Origin of the sequence: Psychromonas sp. SR45-3, from assembly GCF_014163575.1 — a bacterium.
GTDB lineage: Bacteria > Pseudomonadota > Gammaproteobacteria > Enterobacterales > Psychromonadaceae > Psychromonas > Psychromonas arctica.
Window position 1 is genome coordinate 139,750 of sequence record NZ_JACJDP010000002.1, and the last position, 15,366, is coordinate 155,115.

Annotated in this window: 11 protein-coding genes; 1 reads left to right on the top strand and 10 read right to left on the bottom strand. The window is 38.7% G+C overall.

Going from position 1 to position 15,366, the window contains the following annotated elements; genetic code table 11:
• Positions 1-37: 37 nt before the first annotated feature.
• The gene (frsA, locus tag H5084_RS01960; protein ID WP_182689367.1) at positions 38-1,297 is read right to left on the bottom strand and encodes an esterase FrsA; all 1,260 of its coding nucleotides are present in this window, start codon (positions 1,295-1,297) and stop codon (positions 38-40) included.
• 979 nt (positions 1,298-2,276) lie between these two features.
• Between frsA and H5084_RS01965 the strand changes: the two genes are divergently transcribed.
• Entirely contained in the window at positions 2,277-3,167 is an 891-nt protein-coding gene (locus H5084_RS01965; RefSeq protein ID WP_182689368.1) for a GGDEF domain-containing protein, read from the top strand.
• On the opposite strand, the gene tilS is transcribed toward H5084_RS01965, so the two are convergent.
• From tilS to bamA, 9 genes are all read right to left on the bottom strand, one after another.
• On the bottom strand, positions 3,150-4,553 hold the full coding sequence (gene tilS / locus H5084_RS01970) for a tRNA lysidine(34) synthetase TilS (protein ID WP_182689369.1): 1,404 nt from the start codon (positions 4,551-4,553) through the stop codon (positions 3,150-3,152). The genes H5084_RS01965 and tilS overlap by 18 nt on opposite strands.
• A gap of 8 nt (positions 4,554-4,561) precedes the next feature.
• Entirely contained in the window at positions 4,562-8,113 is a 3,552-nt protein-coding gene (dnaE, locus tag H5084_RS01975) for a DNA polymerase III subunit alpha (protein ID WP_409077622.1), read from the bottom strand.
• A gap of 20 nt (positions 8,114-8,133) precedes the next feature.
• Positions 8,134-8,754: a ribonuclease HII gene (gene rnhB / locus H5084_RS01980; protein ID WP_182689370.1), complete on the bottom strand. Its 621-nt coding sequence runs from the start codon at positions 8,752-8,754 to the stop codon at positions 8,134-8,136.
• Positions 8,754-9,902 carry a lipid-A-disaccharide synthase gene (gene lpxB / locus H5084_RS01985; protein ID WP_182689371.1) on the bottom strand — a complete coding sequence of 383 codons (1,149 nt, stop codon included), beginning with the start codon at positions 9,900-9,902 and terminating at the stop codon, positions 8,754-8,756. Before lpxB ends, rnhB begins: the two co-directional genes overlap by 1 nt.
• Before the next feature lie 77 nt (positions 9,903-9,979).
• Complete coding sequence (gene lpxA / locus H5084_RS01990; RefSeq protein ID WP_028867468.1) at positions 9,980-10,768, bottom strand: acyl-ACP--UDP-N-acetylglucosamine O-acyltransferase; 789 nt, start codon at positions 10,766-10,768, stop codon at positions 9,980-9,982.
• Positions 10,768-11,220 (bottom strand): 3-hydroxyacyl-ACP dehydratase FabZ, encoded by a 453-nt coding sequence (gene fabZ / locus H5084_RS01995; RefSeq protein WP_028867467.1) that lies wholly within the window; start codon positions 11,218-11,220, stop codon positions 10,768-10,770. Before fabZ ends, lpxA begins: the two co-directional genes overlap by 1 nt.
• 11 nt (positions 11,221-11,231) lie before the next feature.
• Positions 11,232-12,254 (bottom strand): UDP-3-O-(3-hydroxymyristoyl)glucosamine N-acyltransferase, encoded by a 1,023-nt coding sequence (lpxD, locus tag H5084_RS02000; RefSeq protein ID WP_211235609.1) that lies wholly within the window; start codon positions 12,252-12,254, stop codon positions 11,232-11,234.
• Positions 12,255-12,266: 12 nt separating this feature from the next.
• Entirely contained in the window at positions 12,267-12,785 is a 519-nt protein-coding gene (locus H5084_RS02005) for an OmpH family outer membrane protein (RefSeq protein ID WP_245600355.1), read from the bottom strand.
• Between the two features lie 111 nt (positions 12,786-12,896).
• Positions 12,897-15,314, bottom strand: coding sequence for an outer membrane protein assembly factor BamA (bamA, locus tag H5084_RS02010; protein WP_182689372.1), 2,418 nt, complete (start codon positions 15,312-15,314; stop codon positions 12,897-12,899).
• Positions 15,315-15,366: the final 52 nt, after the last annotated feature.

Consider the following 15,366-nt stretch of genomic DNA (forward strand, 5'->3'; position numbering starts at 1 on the left):
AATTTAATAGCTATCAATAATATCTTCAATATATCACTTACTCTTGTAAATGTTTTGTTAACCATTGTGCAGAGTACTCTAAAGATCTCAAATAAGAGTCAAAAATGGGAGGTTTGTCAATAATCTTAGACTCACTCCCATAGCTTGCCCGCGCAATTAATTTTAAGTCCTGCTCATTACACATAATATCCTGTGAATGGCCAATACTCAGCATCGGCGTATTAATACGTTTACGCCCTAACAATCCCTGTTTAATTAGTGAAAAAGGAACACAAAGTTGATATAAACTTGCTACATCGGAATGGCTCATTTGCATACGACTAGCAAGGCAATCTAAGGTCATTGGAGGTAATTTTGAAAAGTTATCAAAGCTATCAAAAACACTACCCACGGCGGCACCAACACTCACCACTGAACGTACTCGTTTCGGCTCGACATAAGCCAAGCGATTTAGTGCATTACCGCCCATACGCATTCCCATCAAAGCAACTCGAGACTGATCTACCCATGGTACATTATCCATATGATGCAACACTGCTTGGTGTAAATTAGAAGTATCTTGCTCTAATTTAATATGATTGGAAAAACCAACTCCTAGCATGTCAACAGTTAACATTGCAATACCAGCGGGTTTTAACTGCTTTTCGAATAAAGGCAATAAATCACACTGCAAGGTATCAATACCACCGCTCACAATAACCACTGGGTGGATAGTTTGATCGTGCGGTAAATGTAAATAACAACGTACTGTTTTACCTTTAAAGGGAACCTCAATCTCTTTTAATAAGGCGTTCTCATCCTGTTCAAAAGCTTTACGATAATTACTGAATGCTAACGTTTGCGCCTGAATACTGCTTTCATCCCCCTTAAGATGCGGATAACTTGCCACACTATAATATTGAGAAGCGAGATAATAAGCATTTTTAGCTTGTTCTTTTTGACCGTATTGTACGAGTTCATTAGCCTGCTTTTGAAATTGCATGGCTTTTTTTGACCACTCATAGCTCCAATTACCCGAACGGAATCCAACCACAGTATCTAATAAATCGGGATCACTGCGCTTATTAGTGGAAGCACTTATTTTGGCAAGCACTTCATAGCAGTCAATAATATCTAATCCCTGCCAAGCCCATTGCAGCAATTTAAGCAGTCGATACCACCCCACCTTTTCCTCACCGTCCATGGTTGAGTTATACAATTTTTTATTTTTCTTAGAACCACTATTGCCTATCAAGGTAGAGGTTTCTTGCACATTAAACTTTTCAGAAAATAAGACTTCAGATAAATTCTCAGACATAAATTTCTCATTAAATAACGGAGTTTAAAATATTTCAATAAACGAGTTAGTAAACTTAATCTCGAGCTAGTGATAGTGCTGCATCAACTTATTTGAAAATAGTTTAGAGCAAAAGTTCACGAAAATAATCCCTAATCACACTCAAACAAAGCTTACTGTAATCTGTTTGTCACCCAATAAAACCGAATGTAGTGACTTAGAATAACATGTTAAAAATTGCCAACAATGACAAAACACAACAATTAATAGCGTGCGATCCATTAAGCTGATCTCGAATAAGTAAATTCTACTCAGACTTAACAACTTGGTTTTATATACCCGTTATCAATCGAAATGCTTTATTCAGTCGTTAGCTTGGACAGCAAGGCAAGGCGTAACATGATGACAATGACTAGTCCTTATCGAATGTTGCAACGCTGAATTGCTTTTCGAGCTAACGACCCACTGGGCAAGTTTATTCAGTTCTTCTTCGTTTATTTATTTCATCTATTCATCTATTCATCTATTCATCTACAGCTTGCCATTTACACACTTTGACTTAAAGGCTGTCAATTTCACGACTATTAAATAAGAGAGAACAAATAAATGTTATTTATTATCACACTCAAAAAATATGACTTCTATTTTAGAGCATTCGTTCTATAACTGCAGTGAAGCTATTACACAAAAGATACCAATTATCATCTACTTAAAATGTAGATGTAAGAGACTGTTTTAATTTACTAAAAAACAAATAACAACAACTTATTATGCTAGCCTAAAATTGATAAGTCTTAATTATAAATTATTAAAGATCAACTAAAGATCTTTCTCTGTTTGTATCGCCATTGAGCAATTAAAAGTTGGCATAGATACTGCAATGAATCGTTTAAATACTATTCATATAGTAGTAATAAATAAAAGTAGGTGCTAAAAAGTAACAAAGGTTTCGTTACACACTTAGCAAAATACTAATTGTGACATAGATAAGGAAACTCGCATGGAAACCATACCAAACACAAGCCACAGTACTTTCGAACATACTGCGCCGCTGTTTACTGTATTTTCCAATGAACCTTTACTAAGTATTGAAGATAAGCTCGTAAGTTTAGAGTCACTGCAACAAAACTTAGACTTAAAAGAGATGATGAACAATTTTGCCGCTTTGGTGGCAGACTTTATCCGCCCTTTTAATATTCGTTTTCAATCTGCTCATGGTTTCTTTAGTTTAGTGCAAATGCAACGTAACAGTTATAGCAAAAGTTTTAATTTAGGCTCAATGGGACAATCAACTCGATTAGGCACTATCACTTATCAAAGTGAAGTTGCATTAACCTTAGACGAAGATAAATTATTAACTGAGTTACACCAATTATTATTGCCAAGTTTAAAACATGCTCTCAAGTTCTCTGAGTTAAATACAATGGTTTATCAGGATCATCTAACCAATATTGGTAACCGAGCCTATTATGATAGTTCTATTCAGTATGCCATTGAACAAAGTAACCGAACTCATCTAGGCCTGTCATTAATGATATTGGATATTAATGATTTCAAGCCTATTAATGACACTTACGGCCATCTCAAAGGTGACCAAGTATTAAAAGAGTTTGCACGAATATTAACGCAGAGTGTGCGTGCTTCGGATATGCCATTTCGTTTAGGTGGGGATGAGTTTGCGATCATATTACAACCCTCTGAAAACTGCTCTATTGCTAAAGTGCATAGGCGTATCAATCAAGCGATACTTAACAATACAATTTTAAAAGAGATAGGCTGTACATTTAGCTTAGGACATAGCCATTGGGAAATTGGCACCAGTTCAATGCAGTTATTTGAGTCAGCAGATCAAAACTTATACCAGCATAAAGCATCAACAAAAGCGCTGTGATATCTGCATTTGTGGTATGTCTTTCACTTGGCATCGCCACAAACCTAGCGCTTCCAGCAGTTGACCATCGACAACAATAAAGACCACTTGATCACGTAACCAAGGCGGCACATGGTATTCGTGTAATAATTTTTTAATACTTCTTTTTTTATCTCGCCCTTCAGGTAAGCAAGTTAACTGAGTATTCAAATGAGATCTTAAGCAGCACTGCACTTTGTAACGCTTTGACAGAGAGCTATCTACCTGCGAAAAATTGACCCCCAAATAACCCACTTGCAACCATAATATAGACTCACCGGACCACAGTATAGGTTGCACTGGCAAGCTTAGGGCTTGATTAGGTACAATATATAACTGGCCTTGATAACGGCAAATAGCCACCGTCGGCATCTGTAATTTTGGTTGTTTATCACTCTGAGCCAATGCAACTTGGTCCCATAAAACCATTAACTGCTTGCTACTTGGGTATTGTAAGCCATTACTTTTAAGCCAATAGCGTAATATATTATTTCGTCTTGCTTCACTAAATTTCGATAGAGCCGCAATAGTTAATGTTTGCTGTGAAAAACGTTCTTCTATACAAAGGCTTAGGTCTTGTTCTGCCATTTCATCTAATAAACTTTGCTGCTCTTGACATAACTGAGCAGTTCGCGATACTGACTGTGCAATAGCAGGCCAACGCGCTGTTAATAGAGGAGATATTTGTTGACGTATAAAATTACGATCAAAGTCGATATTTAGGTTACTTTCATCCTCAACCCATTGCAGGTGGTGATGGTGAGCATAATCTATCAATTGCTGTCGAGAAAAATTTAATAAAGGTCGTAATAAATAACCGTTAAAAAAAGTTTGAAAAAGGCGGATCCCTTGTAAACCTGTACTACCGGATCCTCTTTTTAAAGCTAATAATAATGTTTCAAGTTGATCATCTTGATGATGACCAGTAACAACCACATCATGCTCTTGCATTTTTTCTTGAAAACATTGATAACGAGCATCTCTAGCCAGTGCTTCTAAGCTAGTTCTACTTTTTCTTTCGATATCAACTTGAGAGCAAATTAATTTAACATCCAACTGCTGACAATAGGCAGTACAAAAAGCAGCCCAATGATCAGCATTGTCACTCAAACCATGATTAACATTGTGTGCAATCAGCGTTAAATAGTCACTGCTTTGTTGAACACAGCTCTGTCGAAAACGGAATAATAAATGCAATAACACAACGGAATCGACACCACCACTTAACGCCACTACGATACGCGGCTTAAGAGAACCTAAGCTAATGTGCTCAGTATCATTATTAATACTTTCAGCTGAAGTAACGGTTAGCGTAGCTAATAACTCACTAAAATGCTTTTCAAAACTTGTAAATAAATCTACCTGCATTGCTAACATCAACCTTGATCAAAATGCAAAGTCACATTGTCTTCACCTAACCATCGCCCCAACTCAAATAACAAATCATCACTTGGGGTAATAGACCATTCAATGCCAAGTTCAATTTCAACTTGTGCTTGGTGATTTTGGTAGTTAATAAAAACCGGACATAAACCACCTGAAGCGGGCGCTAATATTTCATTTAAACGAGATTGAAATTGCGGCAATGATTGCTGTTGCAGAACATTAGAAGTAATTGTTAAGCGTAATTTACTCGCAAAGCGTTCACGCGCATGGTCAATGCTCATTATTTCGCGAGCATTCATTTTCAAACCGCCATTGAAATAATCTTCACTTACCTGACCTTGTAAAACCACAATATTATCAGTGAATAATAACGCTTCATGCTGATCCAGTAAGTCAGCAAAAACCGTCACATCCATACGCGCACTTTTATCATCCAAGGTCAAAATACCCATGCGTTTACCCGCCTTGGTGACCATCACACGCATTGCTAATACTAAGCCACAAACTCGGCTATTTTGACCTCGCCCATTAACCGTTAATGCACCTAGCTTGACACAGTTAATGGCACGCAGATGTGGTTCATATTGGTTAATAGGGTGCCCAGTCAAATACAATCCTAGGGTATCTTTTTCACCTTTCAGCCATTGTTTTTCAGGCCATTTGTCAACCACGGAAAACTTATGTTCGATTTCATCGTGGTCAGTGGTTAATACACCAAATAAATCGGCTTGGCCTGATGACTCCGCTTTCTTATACTGCGAAGCTGCTGTTAATGCATCACTTAAATTAGCCATCAACGCCGCACGATGTGGCCCCAAATTATCCAATGCACCGGCTAAAATTAGCTTCTCAATAATACGTTTACCACAACGTTTTAAATCAACCCGTGTACAAAAATCAAATAAATCTTTGAATTTACCGCCTTCAGTTCTCGCTTCGATAATCGCATCAATGGGCCCCTCGCCAACACCTTTGATCGCACCGATTCCATAAATAATACGCAGGTCTTTGTCGACGTTAAACTTAAATAAACCTTCATTCACATCCGGAGGGCATAGAGTTAACCCCATGTTCTGACATTCATCCACTAGGATCACAACCTTATCGGTGTTATCCATATCCGCAGACATTACTGCCGCCATGAAGTAAGATGGATAAAATGTTTTCATCCATAAGGTTTGATATGACACCAACGCATAAGCCGCGGAATGGGATTTATTAAATCCATAACCAGCAAACTTTTCTACCAGATCAAAGATCTTCATGGCTAGCTCGCCATCAATCCCATTTTCAATCGCACCAGATTCAAAAGTTGCACGTTGTTTAGCCATTTCTTCTGGTTTTTTCTTACCCATTGCGCGACGTAACATATCGGCACCACCAAGCGTATAACCTGACAAAACCTGTGCAATCTGCATCACCTGCTCTTGATATAAAATAATACCGTAGGTCGGTGCAAGGATCTCTTTTAAGGATTCATGCTGCCACTTTTCATCTGGATAGGAAACCACCTCTCGGCCATGCTTACGTTCGATAAAGTTATCTACCATGCCCGATTGCAGTGGGCCCGGCCGGAATAATGCCACTAAGGCGATCATATCTTCAAAACAGTCTGGCTGTAATCGGCGGATCAAATCTTTCATACCGCGTGACTCTAATTGGAATACCGCGGTAGTTTCATAACGTTTTAACAATTCGAAACAAGCAGGCTCTGTTAGATCTATTTTTTCAATAAAAATAGGTTCTTCACCACGCTCATGTTTATGTGCATTGGCCATATCCAAAGCCCATTGCACAATCGTTAAAGTACGTAATCCTAAAAAGTCGAATTTAACTAAACCAGCTGTTTCTACGTCATTTTTATCGAATTGTGTTACTGGGTTATGGCCTTCATCATCACAGTACAAAGGTGCAAAATCGGTAATAGTAGTTGGTGAGATAACAACGCCACCGGCATGCTTGCCTGCATTACGAATGGTGCCTTCTAAGGTACGGCACATATCAATTAATGCGCGTACGTCTTCACTCGCATTATAGCGTTCTTGTAAACGAGGTTCCTCTTCAAAAGCTTTACTTAGCGTCATACCCGGTGTCGGTGGAACTAACTTTGAAATACCATCAACAAAGCCATAGGCATGGCCTAATACTCGGCCCACATCGCGAATAACCGCTTTTGCCGCCATGGTACCAAAAGTAATGATCTGCGATACCGCATCACGCCCATATAACTGCGCAACGTGGTCGATCACCTCATCACGTCTATCCATACAAAAGTCGATATCAAAATCGGGCATAGACACACGTTCAGGATTCAAAAATCGCTCAAACAGTAGCTCTAATTCTAATGGGTCGAGATCGGTTATTTTTAAGGCATAAGCCACTAACGATCCAGCACCAGAACCACGGCCAGGTCCAACTGGAATATTGTTATCTTTACTCCATTGAATAAATTCCATTACGATCAGGAAGTAACCCGGGAAACCCATTTTGTTAATAACTGACAGCTCTATTTCTAAGCGTTCATCATAGGGTTTTCTTATTTCAGCAAAATCTTTACTATTTTTATCAAACAAGAAATCTAAGCGAGCTTCTAACCCTTCACGAGATACTTTACAAAAAAACTCATCGATCTCTAAATCACCGGTTGGAAAGTCAGGCAGAAAGTATTCACCCAAACGTAACGTCACATTACATCGTTTTGCTATTTCAACACTGTTTTGTAACGCTTCGGGAATATCAGAAAAGAGTTCACACATCTCCTCTTCACTTCGTAAATACTGCTCAGGACTATAATCTTTGGGGCGTTTTTCATCACCAAGTGCATACCCTTGGTTAATACAGACACGAATGTCATGGGCATCAAATAATGAACGGTCTGCAAACACCACTTCATTAGTTGCAACAACCGGGAGTTGGTATTGAGCAGCCCAATCAATGGCGAGATGTAAATAATCTTCTTCAGCAACACGATTGGTACGAATTAGCTCGATATAATATCGGTTTGGAAAATACCTTTTATAGAATTCGGTGATCTCAACAGCCGCCGCAGTATTCCCCTTTAAAAGCATTTTACCTAGGTCACCGTCTTTGGCTCCCGATAATAAAATAACACCCTGTTGATGTTCTACTAACCAAGATTGTTCTAATACCGCACGACCTTTAACATGACCTCGTAAATATGCTTTTGAAATAAGCTCAGTAATATTTTTGTAACCAACCGCATCCATCGCTAATGCCGTTAAACGAAACTGTTGATCGCCTAATAACTCACTTTTAACCCAAAAATCAGCGCCCACAATAGGCTTAACACCCGCACCATGTGCCGCCGTATAAAATTTAACTAAACCACAAAAGTTAGTTTGATCAGTGATCGCTAGCGCTGGCATTTTTAATGCAGCAGTCTTAGCAACTAGTGGCTTTATTTTAGTTAAACCATCAACCATTGAAAAATCACTGTGCACACGTAAATGCACAAACTTAGGGGCTGTTAAAGGTGCTTCCATAGGTAATAACTCAGATGTTTCGGTACTCATTTCAGACATAACATTATACTTTCAAGAACCTATTTTGAAGTTAAAGCTAAAATAGCTTTAACAGGTTTAAAACTTTGTCGATATTCAGCAATCACACCGTGCGCTTCTAAGGCTGCAAAGTGTGCTTTAGTAGGATAACCTTTATGCTGAGCAAAACCATAATCTGGATAGCGTTTATCTAACTCGACCATTTCTCTATCACGGGTAACTTTAGCAATGATCGATGCTGCACTAATTTCAGCAACACGGGAATCACCTTTCACAACTGCTTCACTAGGCATTGCTAATGAAGGACAACGGTTACCATCAATAAAAACAAATTCAGGTGTTATTGATAAACCTTGTACCGCACGTTGCATCGCTAACATAGTTGCATGCAATATATTTAGCTCATCGATTTCAGCCGGTGAGGCTCTACCAATACTCACAGCCAAAGCATTGGCATTTATCTGTTCAAATAATAAAGCTAATTTTTTTTCACTTAATTTCTTAGAATCCGCTAACCCTGCTATTGGCTTTTTAGGGTCTAAAATAACAGCAGCAGTGACAACGTCCCCTACTAAAGGGCCACGCCCAACTTCATCGACCCCTGCAATAAAAGCAACATCTGGATAAATAACTTCTGGATATAGTATCTTTTTAGCGACCATTATTTATTATCTCTATTTAATAACTCAACCACCGCATTAGCAGCCTGAGTATCCGCATCACATCGAATCAGTTTATGTAACTCGGTAAAGGTCTCGACCATAGCTTGCCCGTCATGTGCGATTAAACGTTCTAACTCCGCCACTATTTTGTCTACGATACAATCATCTTGACTTAGTTCTTTAACCACTTCCCTATCTGCAATTAAATTGGGCAGTGAAGTATATTTAACTTTTATTAAAGCTTTAGCTATAAGGTAAGTGATCGGTGAAACTTTATAGGCAACAACCATCGGTGCTTTAGCTAACATAGCTTCTAAAGCTGCAGTACCAGATGCTAACAACACAGTATCTGCAGACTGCAAAACAGCACTGGATTGACCATCAATCAAAGTAATCGGAAGCGTCTCAGGCAGCGCCTCTATTTGCAGTTGGAATTGCTGTTTGCGACGGTCATTAACCATCGGCACAATAAATCGATAGTCGGGATATTTTTGATGGATAACTTGCGCTACTTGTAAAAAGATCGGTCCAAGCATCTCTACTTCAGCCTTACGGCTACCCGGTAATAAGGCCAATATTTTTTCATCAGGATTAATATTTAATTGGCCGCGCGCAGTTGATTTATCGCGCTGTAACGGTAATTGATCCGCTAAAGTATGTCCCACAAATTGGCATGGTACATTAAACTTATCATAAAAGGCTTTTTCAAAAGGTAGAAAGGCTAAAACAAGATCCGTTGCTTTGGCAATTTTATGGATACGCCATTGCTTCCAAGCCCAAACCGACGGACTCACATAATGAATCGTTTTAATGCCATGTTGCTTCAGTTTTAATTCAACCGTTAAATTAAAGTCGGGGGCATCAATGCCAATAAATATATCAGGGGGATTATTGATAAAATGTTCAATAATTGATTTTCGAATACGTAAAATACTGCGTAATTTACCTAATACCTCAACAAACCCCATTACTGACAAAGCCTCTAAAGGATGCAAAGCAGTGCACCCTTGAGCTATCATTCGAGGACCGGCAATACCTTCAAAAATAGCATTCGGGTATTGTTTTTTTAGGGCTTTAATTAACCCTTCACCTAAGATATCGCCAGATGTTTCACCGGCTATCAATCCAATACGCAATGGTTTAGTCATGCTCTACTCTTATATAATGAAGTTAAAAAAAAAGGCTCCAAAAGAGCCTTTTTTTTACGATATTTGAAGAAAATGGCTTATCTAACAATACCGCGATTTTCATCTGAAATGAAATCTAAAAGCGTTTTTAATTCTGGACAATCTGCAACATTTTCTGCTATTTCAGCTCTAGCTTGTGCCAATGTATTACCGTTACGACATAGTGATTTATAAGCACGTTTAATTTGCATAATTGTCGCACTACTAAAACCATGACGCTTTAAGCCAACGGAATTAATCCCTTGCGCTTGAACGTAATTACCCGACGCCATAAAGTAAGGCGGAATATCTTTATTAACTGCAGAACAACCGCCGATCATTGCGTATTCACCAACACGGGTGAATTGATGCAAGGCAGTTAAACCACCGATAATCACATTATTAGCCAGTTTACTGTGCCCTGCTAATGTTGCGTTATTTGACAGAATAATATTATTGCCCAGTATACAGTCATGTGCGACATGTACATACGCCATTAATAAACAATTATTACCAATCTTAGTGACGCTTTCATCTTGTGCTGTGCCACGATGAATAGTACAGCTTTCTCGGAAAACATTATTATCACCGATTTCAAGATAGGTAACTTCACCATTATATTTTAAATCTTGGCAATCTTCGCCGACCGAAGCAAATTGGAAAATTTTATTGTTTTTACCCATTTTAGTGTGGCCTTTGACCACTACATGCGGACCGACCCAGCAATCATCACCAATTTCAACATTGTCGCCGATGATGCTATAGGGACCGACCTCTACGTTTTTACCAATAATTGCATTTTCATGAATTATCGCTGTTGGATGAATTTTTGCTGTAGAATCAATCATTAAATTTCTCTTCTTGCACACATAATCATTGCCTGACAAGCGACTTCGCCGTCAACTTTAGCGATACACTCAAATTTCCCCATACCGCGACGCTCTTTAAGATAAATAACTTCTAAGTCTAATTTATCACCAGGTACAACCGGTTTACGAAAACGTACTTGGTCAATAGACGCTAAGAAATATAGTTCATTTTCTGCAGGTTTGCCGTAAGTTGCGAAAGCTAATACACCTGTTGCTTGCGCTAATGCTTCTAAAATCATCACTCCAGGGAAAACAGGCGTGCCAGGAAAGTGTCCTGTGAACTGTGGTTCATTAAAAGAGACATTTTTGTAACCTGTTAGCGTTTTTCCAGGTACATAATCAACTACACGATCGATTAATAAAAATGGGTAACGATGCGGTAGAAGATCCATGATCTCCTTTATATCAAGACTGTTTAATTCGTTAGACACGATGATTTTCCTTAGTTTTTATCTTCAATTTGTTTTTCAAGTTGCTTAACGCGCTTGAATAATTCTTCAATTTTGAATGTATAAGCAGTTGTTTTACGCCATGCTTTATTTTCTTGAGCGGGTACACCAGATGAATAAACACCTGCTTTTTTAATACTACGCATAACCATACTGTCACCAGTAATAATAACATTATCAGCAATGCTAATATGGCCATTCATCGCAACACTACCACCTACGATACAGTTCTTTCCTATTGTGGTACTACCCGCGATACTGGTACCACCAGCCACAGCAGAATGCTCGCCAATTTGCACGTTATGGGCAATTTGACACTGGTTATCAATCTTAACGCCATCACCAATAATGGTATCTGATAACGCCCCTCTATCAATTGATGTATTCGAGCCAATTTCAGCATTATCACCAATAATGACTTTACCAATTTGTGGGATCTTAACCCAAGTGCCTTGGTAAGGCGCATTACCAAACCCATCGGATCCAATAACGCTATTCGCATGAATAATGACATTTTTGCCAATTTCACAAGCATGGTAAATAGACACATTCGGATAAACTTTACAGCCAGCACCTAATTGACAGCCTTCTCCAATCACAGAATTCGCAAATAACTGCGTATTATCTCCAATCGTAACACCGGCCCCAATCACCACATTGTCTGCAATAGCTACATTATTGCCGATCACCGCAGTTTCATGAATTTTAGCTGACTCAGCAATAAGCACAGGTAAGTTGGGTGTGGTATCAAACAAACGCGCTAATAATGCATAACCTACATAAGGGTTATCCATAAATAACGCATTACCTTGATAAGTCGCCTGCATTGATGAAGGCAAGACAATCGCACTCGCCTTACATTCATCTAAGCGAGTCAGTAGTTTAATGTCTGACACAAAGGTAATATCACCTTGTTCAGCGGCTTCAAACGTCGCTAAACGTAATATTTGTAGATTTTCATCACCACTTAATTGCGCTGAAAGTTGAAGTGCTAAATCTGCTAATGAATAAGCCATAATAATCTAAACCTACTTAGTGCTAATTTTTTGAATAACTTTGTCTGAAATATCTAAAGCAGGTTTTGAGAAAACAATTTGTTCGCCGTTTAAGATCAAATCGTATCCACCTTCTTTTGCCACTTCATTAATCACTTTGCTAACGATGCTTAATACTTTTTGATTCTCTTCACCTTGGCGGCGACGGTTATCTTCTTCAAAGGCTTTACGTTTTAATTTGTACTCAGAAATTTTGCCTTCGATATCACGTTGTAACGAAGTGACTTCACTTTTATTTAATAACTCGCCATCTTTCTTAATTTTAGTTTCAATACTTTTAATGCTTTTTTCTAAACTCTGTAACTCTTCGTAACGACCTTTAAACTCACCTTCCAACTGTTTAATAATACGCGCACGTTGCGGAGACTCTTTCATCACTTTTGATGGGAATACAACACCAATTTTTGATGTGTCTGCTGCTTGAACTGCTGACACAGATACCATTGCAGCGGCTAAGGTAATTACTTTAAAAAAGGTCTTCATGGTTTTCATGCTATAACTCCGTATTAATAAATCTGTAATAAAATAAAAAAAGAAATCGTGCACTGCGTGCACATTTTAATGTCGATACAATGGTGTTATTCAAACATCCATTAACTATATTTAGAAAACATCACCGATGTTAAATGAGAACACTTCGGTTTTATCGCCCGCATAATCTTTTAATGGAACAGCCAGTGTAAAGATTAACGGTCCCATTGGTGAAACCCAAGTTAACTGAGTACCGATCGATGCACGTATACGTCCAGGTTTCGAGTAGTCGCCAGCGTAATCACAATTGAACGCACATTTGTCTTTGTACGCATCATAATCAAACTCAGTATCCCACGCTTCACCCGCATCAACGAACAAACTGCTACGCACTTGACGTGCATAGGCTTCATCTAAGAACGGCACAGGGAAAATAAGTTCCGCACTTAACGTATATTTTGCATTACCGCCCACTGCACTATTGGTATAAGTAGCATTGCCATTACCGTTCTGCTCGCCAGTATAAAGTGCGCGTGGCCCTACCGTATTACTAGAGAATCCACGAATAGTGCGGTAACCACCCACGTAATAGTTTTCAAAGAACGGTAAGATTTGGTCGTTCCCTTCAAATTTTCCGTAACCATTACCGTAACCTAAACTACCGCGTAACAGGGTAGTCCAATCACCATCTTCAGTAATACGTTGGTAATTACGAATATCAAAGTTAAGTTTAAAGTATTGTAGATCTGAGCCAGGGATGGTTATTTTACCACGTAAAGTATGCGACATCCCTTGTGTAGCGAGTTGACCTCGGTCTAAGCTATTACGTGACCAAGTAGTCGTAATATCAAAGTTTCTAAAGTCAGCACCACCATCATCATCTTGCAATGAACCATAGATATCCCAAAACGTACTTAATTGCTCGTAACTCTTGAGCTGAGAAATACCGTTATTTTCCCAGCCAACACTGAACCCTAAACGGTTTATTTCATTAACAGGAAAACCAGTACTGAAACGTAAACCATAAGTCGTATTGGTGTAATCGACAATATTCGCATCGCCCGCTTCAAATTTATCGTAATAAATTCGAGCTCCACCACTCACACCATCTTTGGTTAAGTAAGGGGTATCGTAGCTGATGTCAGCACTCACACTGTAGTCATTAAACTTAGTTTGGAAACCAATCTTATCACCACTACCTAGGAAGTTATTCTGCTGAATACCACCACTTAGGCTGATCCCAGATTCCGTACCAAAACCAATGCCGGCATTGAAGCTACCTGACGCTTGTTCCGCCACGTTAACACTCACGTCAACTAAATCATCGCTAACACGTTCAGTATTAATATCAACGGTTGAGAAAAACCCTAAACGGTTTAAACGCGCGCGAGATGTTTCGATCGCTTCACTAGATAGCCATCCACCTTCCATTTGACGCATTTCTCGACGTAATACAACATCTTTGGTAGTTGTATTACCTGAAATATTAATATGTCTCACATAACCACGTTGTCCTGGGGCAACAGAGAAATTAACAACAACAGTATTAGTTGCATCATCAATTTCAGGATAAGTATTAATTTCAGGGAATGCGTAGCCTAAACGGCCAAAGTATTTGCGAATACTTTGTTCCGAGGCAGCGACATCCGATGCCGCATAGATATCTCCATTGGCAAACGCGACTAAGCTTTTTACTTCTTCGTCATGTCCTAATAGGTCACCAATAAAGGTTACATCTGAAACTTTATAAATATTACCTTCATTAACATTAACCGTAACATAAACCCCTTTTTTATTAGGTCTAAGCGCGACTTGCGTTTCATCAATTTTAAAACGAATATAACCACGATCTAAGTAATAACTTTTGATAACTTCTAAATCACCGGCTAATTTTTGTTTTTGGTAGTTATCGTCGGCAAAAAGATCCCACCAACCTGCAGAGTCACTTAGCGTTAATCGCTTTAACAAGTCTTCATCAGAATAAACATTATTACCAACGATGTTGATCTGTTCAATTTTTGCAGTCAACCCTTCACGAAATACAAATTGAATAGAAACACGGTTTCTAGGTAAAGGTGTCACAATCGTTTCTACTTGTGCGCTGTACTTGCCCACGCTGTGATAGAAATCTTCTAAGCTCTTTTCAATACTGGTCAGAACGGTTCTATCTAGCGCATCACCAACTTGGATAGAAGAAGATTTTAATGAATCAAAGATTTGCTCTTCAGTGAGTTTATCATTACCTGTTAATTCAATAGCACTGATCGTTGGGCGCTCTTTCACTTTAAAAATAAGCACAGACTCATTTTTGAATAACTGAATCGATTCGAAGTAGCTACTGCTATACATTTTTTTAATTGCCTGCGATAGATCATATTCATCAACCACATCACCTTCACGAATTGGTAGACTCAATAGTGCCGCACCCAGTGTTACTCGTTGAAGTCCTTCGAACTGTAGGTCAGAGACGGTAAATTTTTCAGCTAAAGCAAGGTTAGAAAAACAGCTGGTGACAGTAAATGTCAATGCTAACAAATATTTCTTAAACATTATCTACAAAATCCTTTACTGCACCTCAGTGCAAAACAATTTAAATATCCAG

Coding starts and splice junctions, on each gene's coding strand:
- frsA (WP_182689367.1), bottom strand. CDS start 1,297: ATGTCTGAGAATTTATCTGAAGTCTTATTTTCTGAAAAGTTTAATGTG.
- H5084_RS01965 (WP_182689368.1), top strand. CDS start 2,277: ATGGAAACCATACCAAACACAAGCCACAGTACTTTCGAACATACTGCG.
- tilS (WP_182689369.1), bottom strand. CDS start 4,553: ATGCAGGTAGATTTATTTACAAGTTTTGAAAAGCATTTTAGTGAGTTA.
- dnaE (WP_409077622.1), bottom strand. CDS start 8,113: ATGTCTGAAATGAGTACCGAAACATCTGAGTTATTACCTATGGAAGCA.
- rnhB (WP_182689370.1), bottom strand. CDS start 8,754: ATGGTCGCTAAAAAGATACTATATCCAGAAGTTATTTATCCAGATGTT.
- lpxB (WP_182689371.1), bottom strand. CDS start 9,902: ATGACTAAACCATTGCGTATTGGATTGATAGCCGGTGAAACATCTGGC.
- lpxA (WP_028867468.1), bottom strand. CDS start 10,768: ATGATTGATTCTACAGCAAAAATTCATCCAACAGCGATAATTCATGAA.
- lpxD (WP_211235609.1), bottom strand. CDS start 12,254: ATGGCTTATTCATTAGCAGATTTAGCACTTCAACTTTCAGCGCAATTA.
- H5084_RS02005 (WP_245600355.1), bottom strand. CDS start 12,785: ATGAAAACCATGAAGACCTTTTTTAAAGTAATTACCTTAGCCGCTGCA.
- bamA (WP_182689372.1), bottom strand. CDS start 15,314: ATGTTTAAGAAATATTTGTTAGCATTGACATTTACTGTCACCAGCTGT.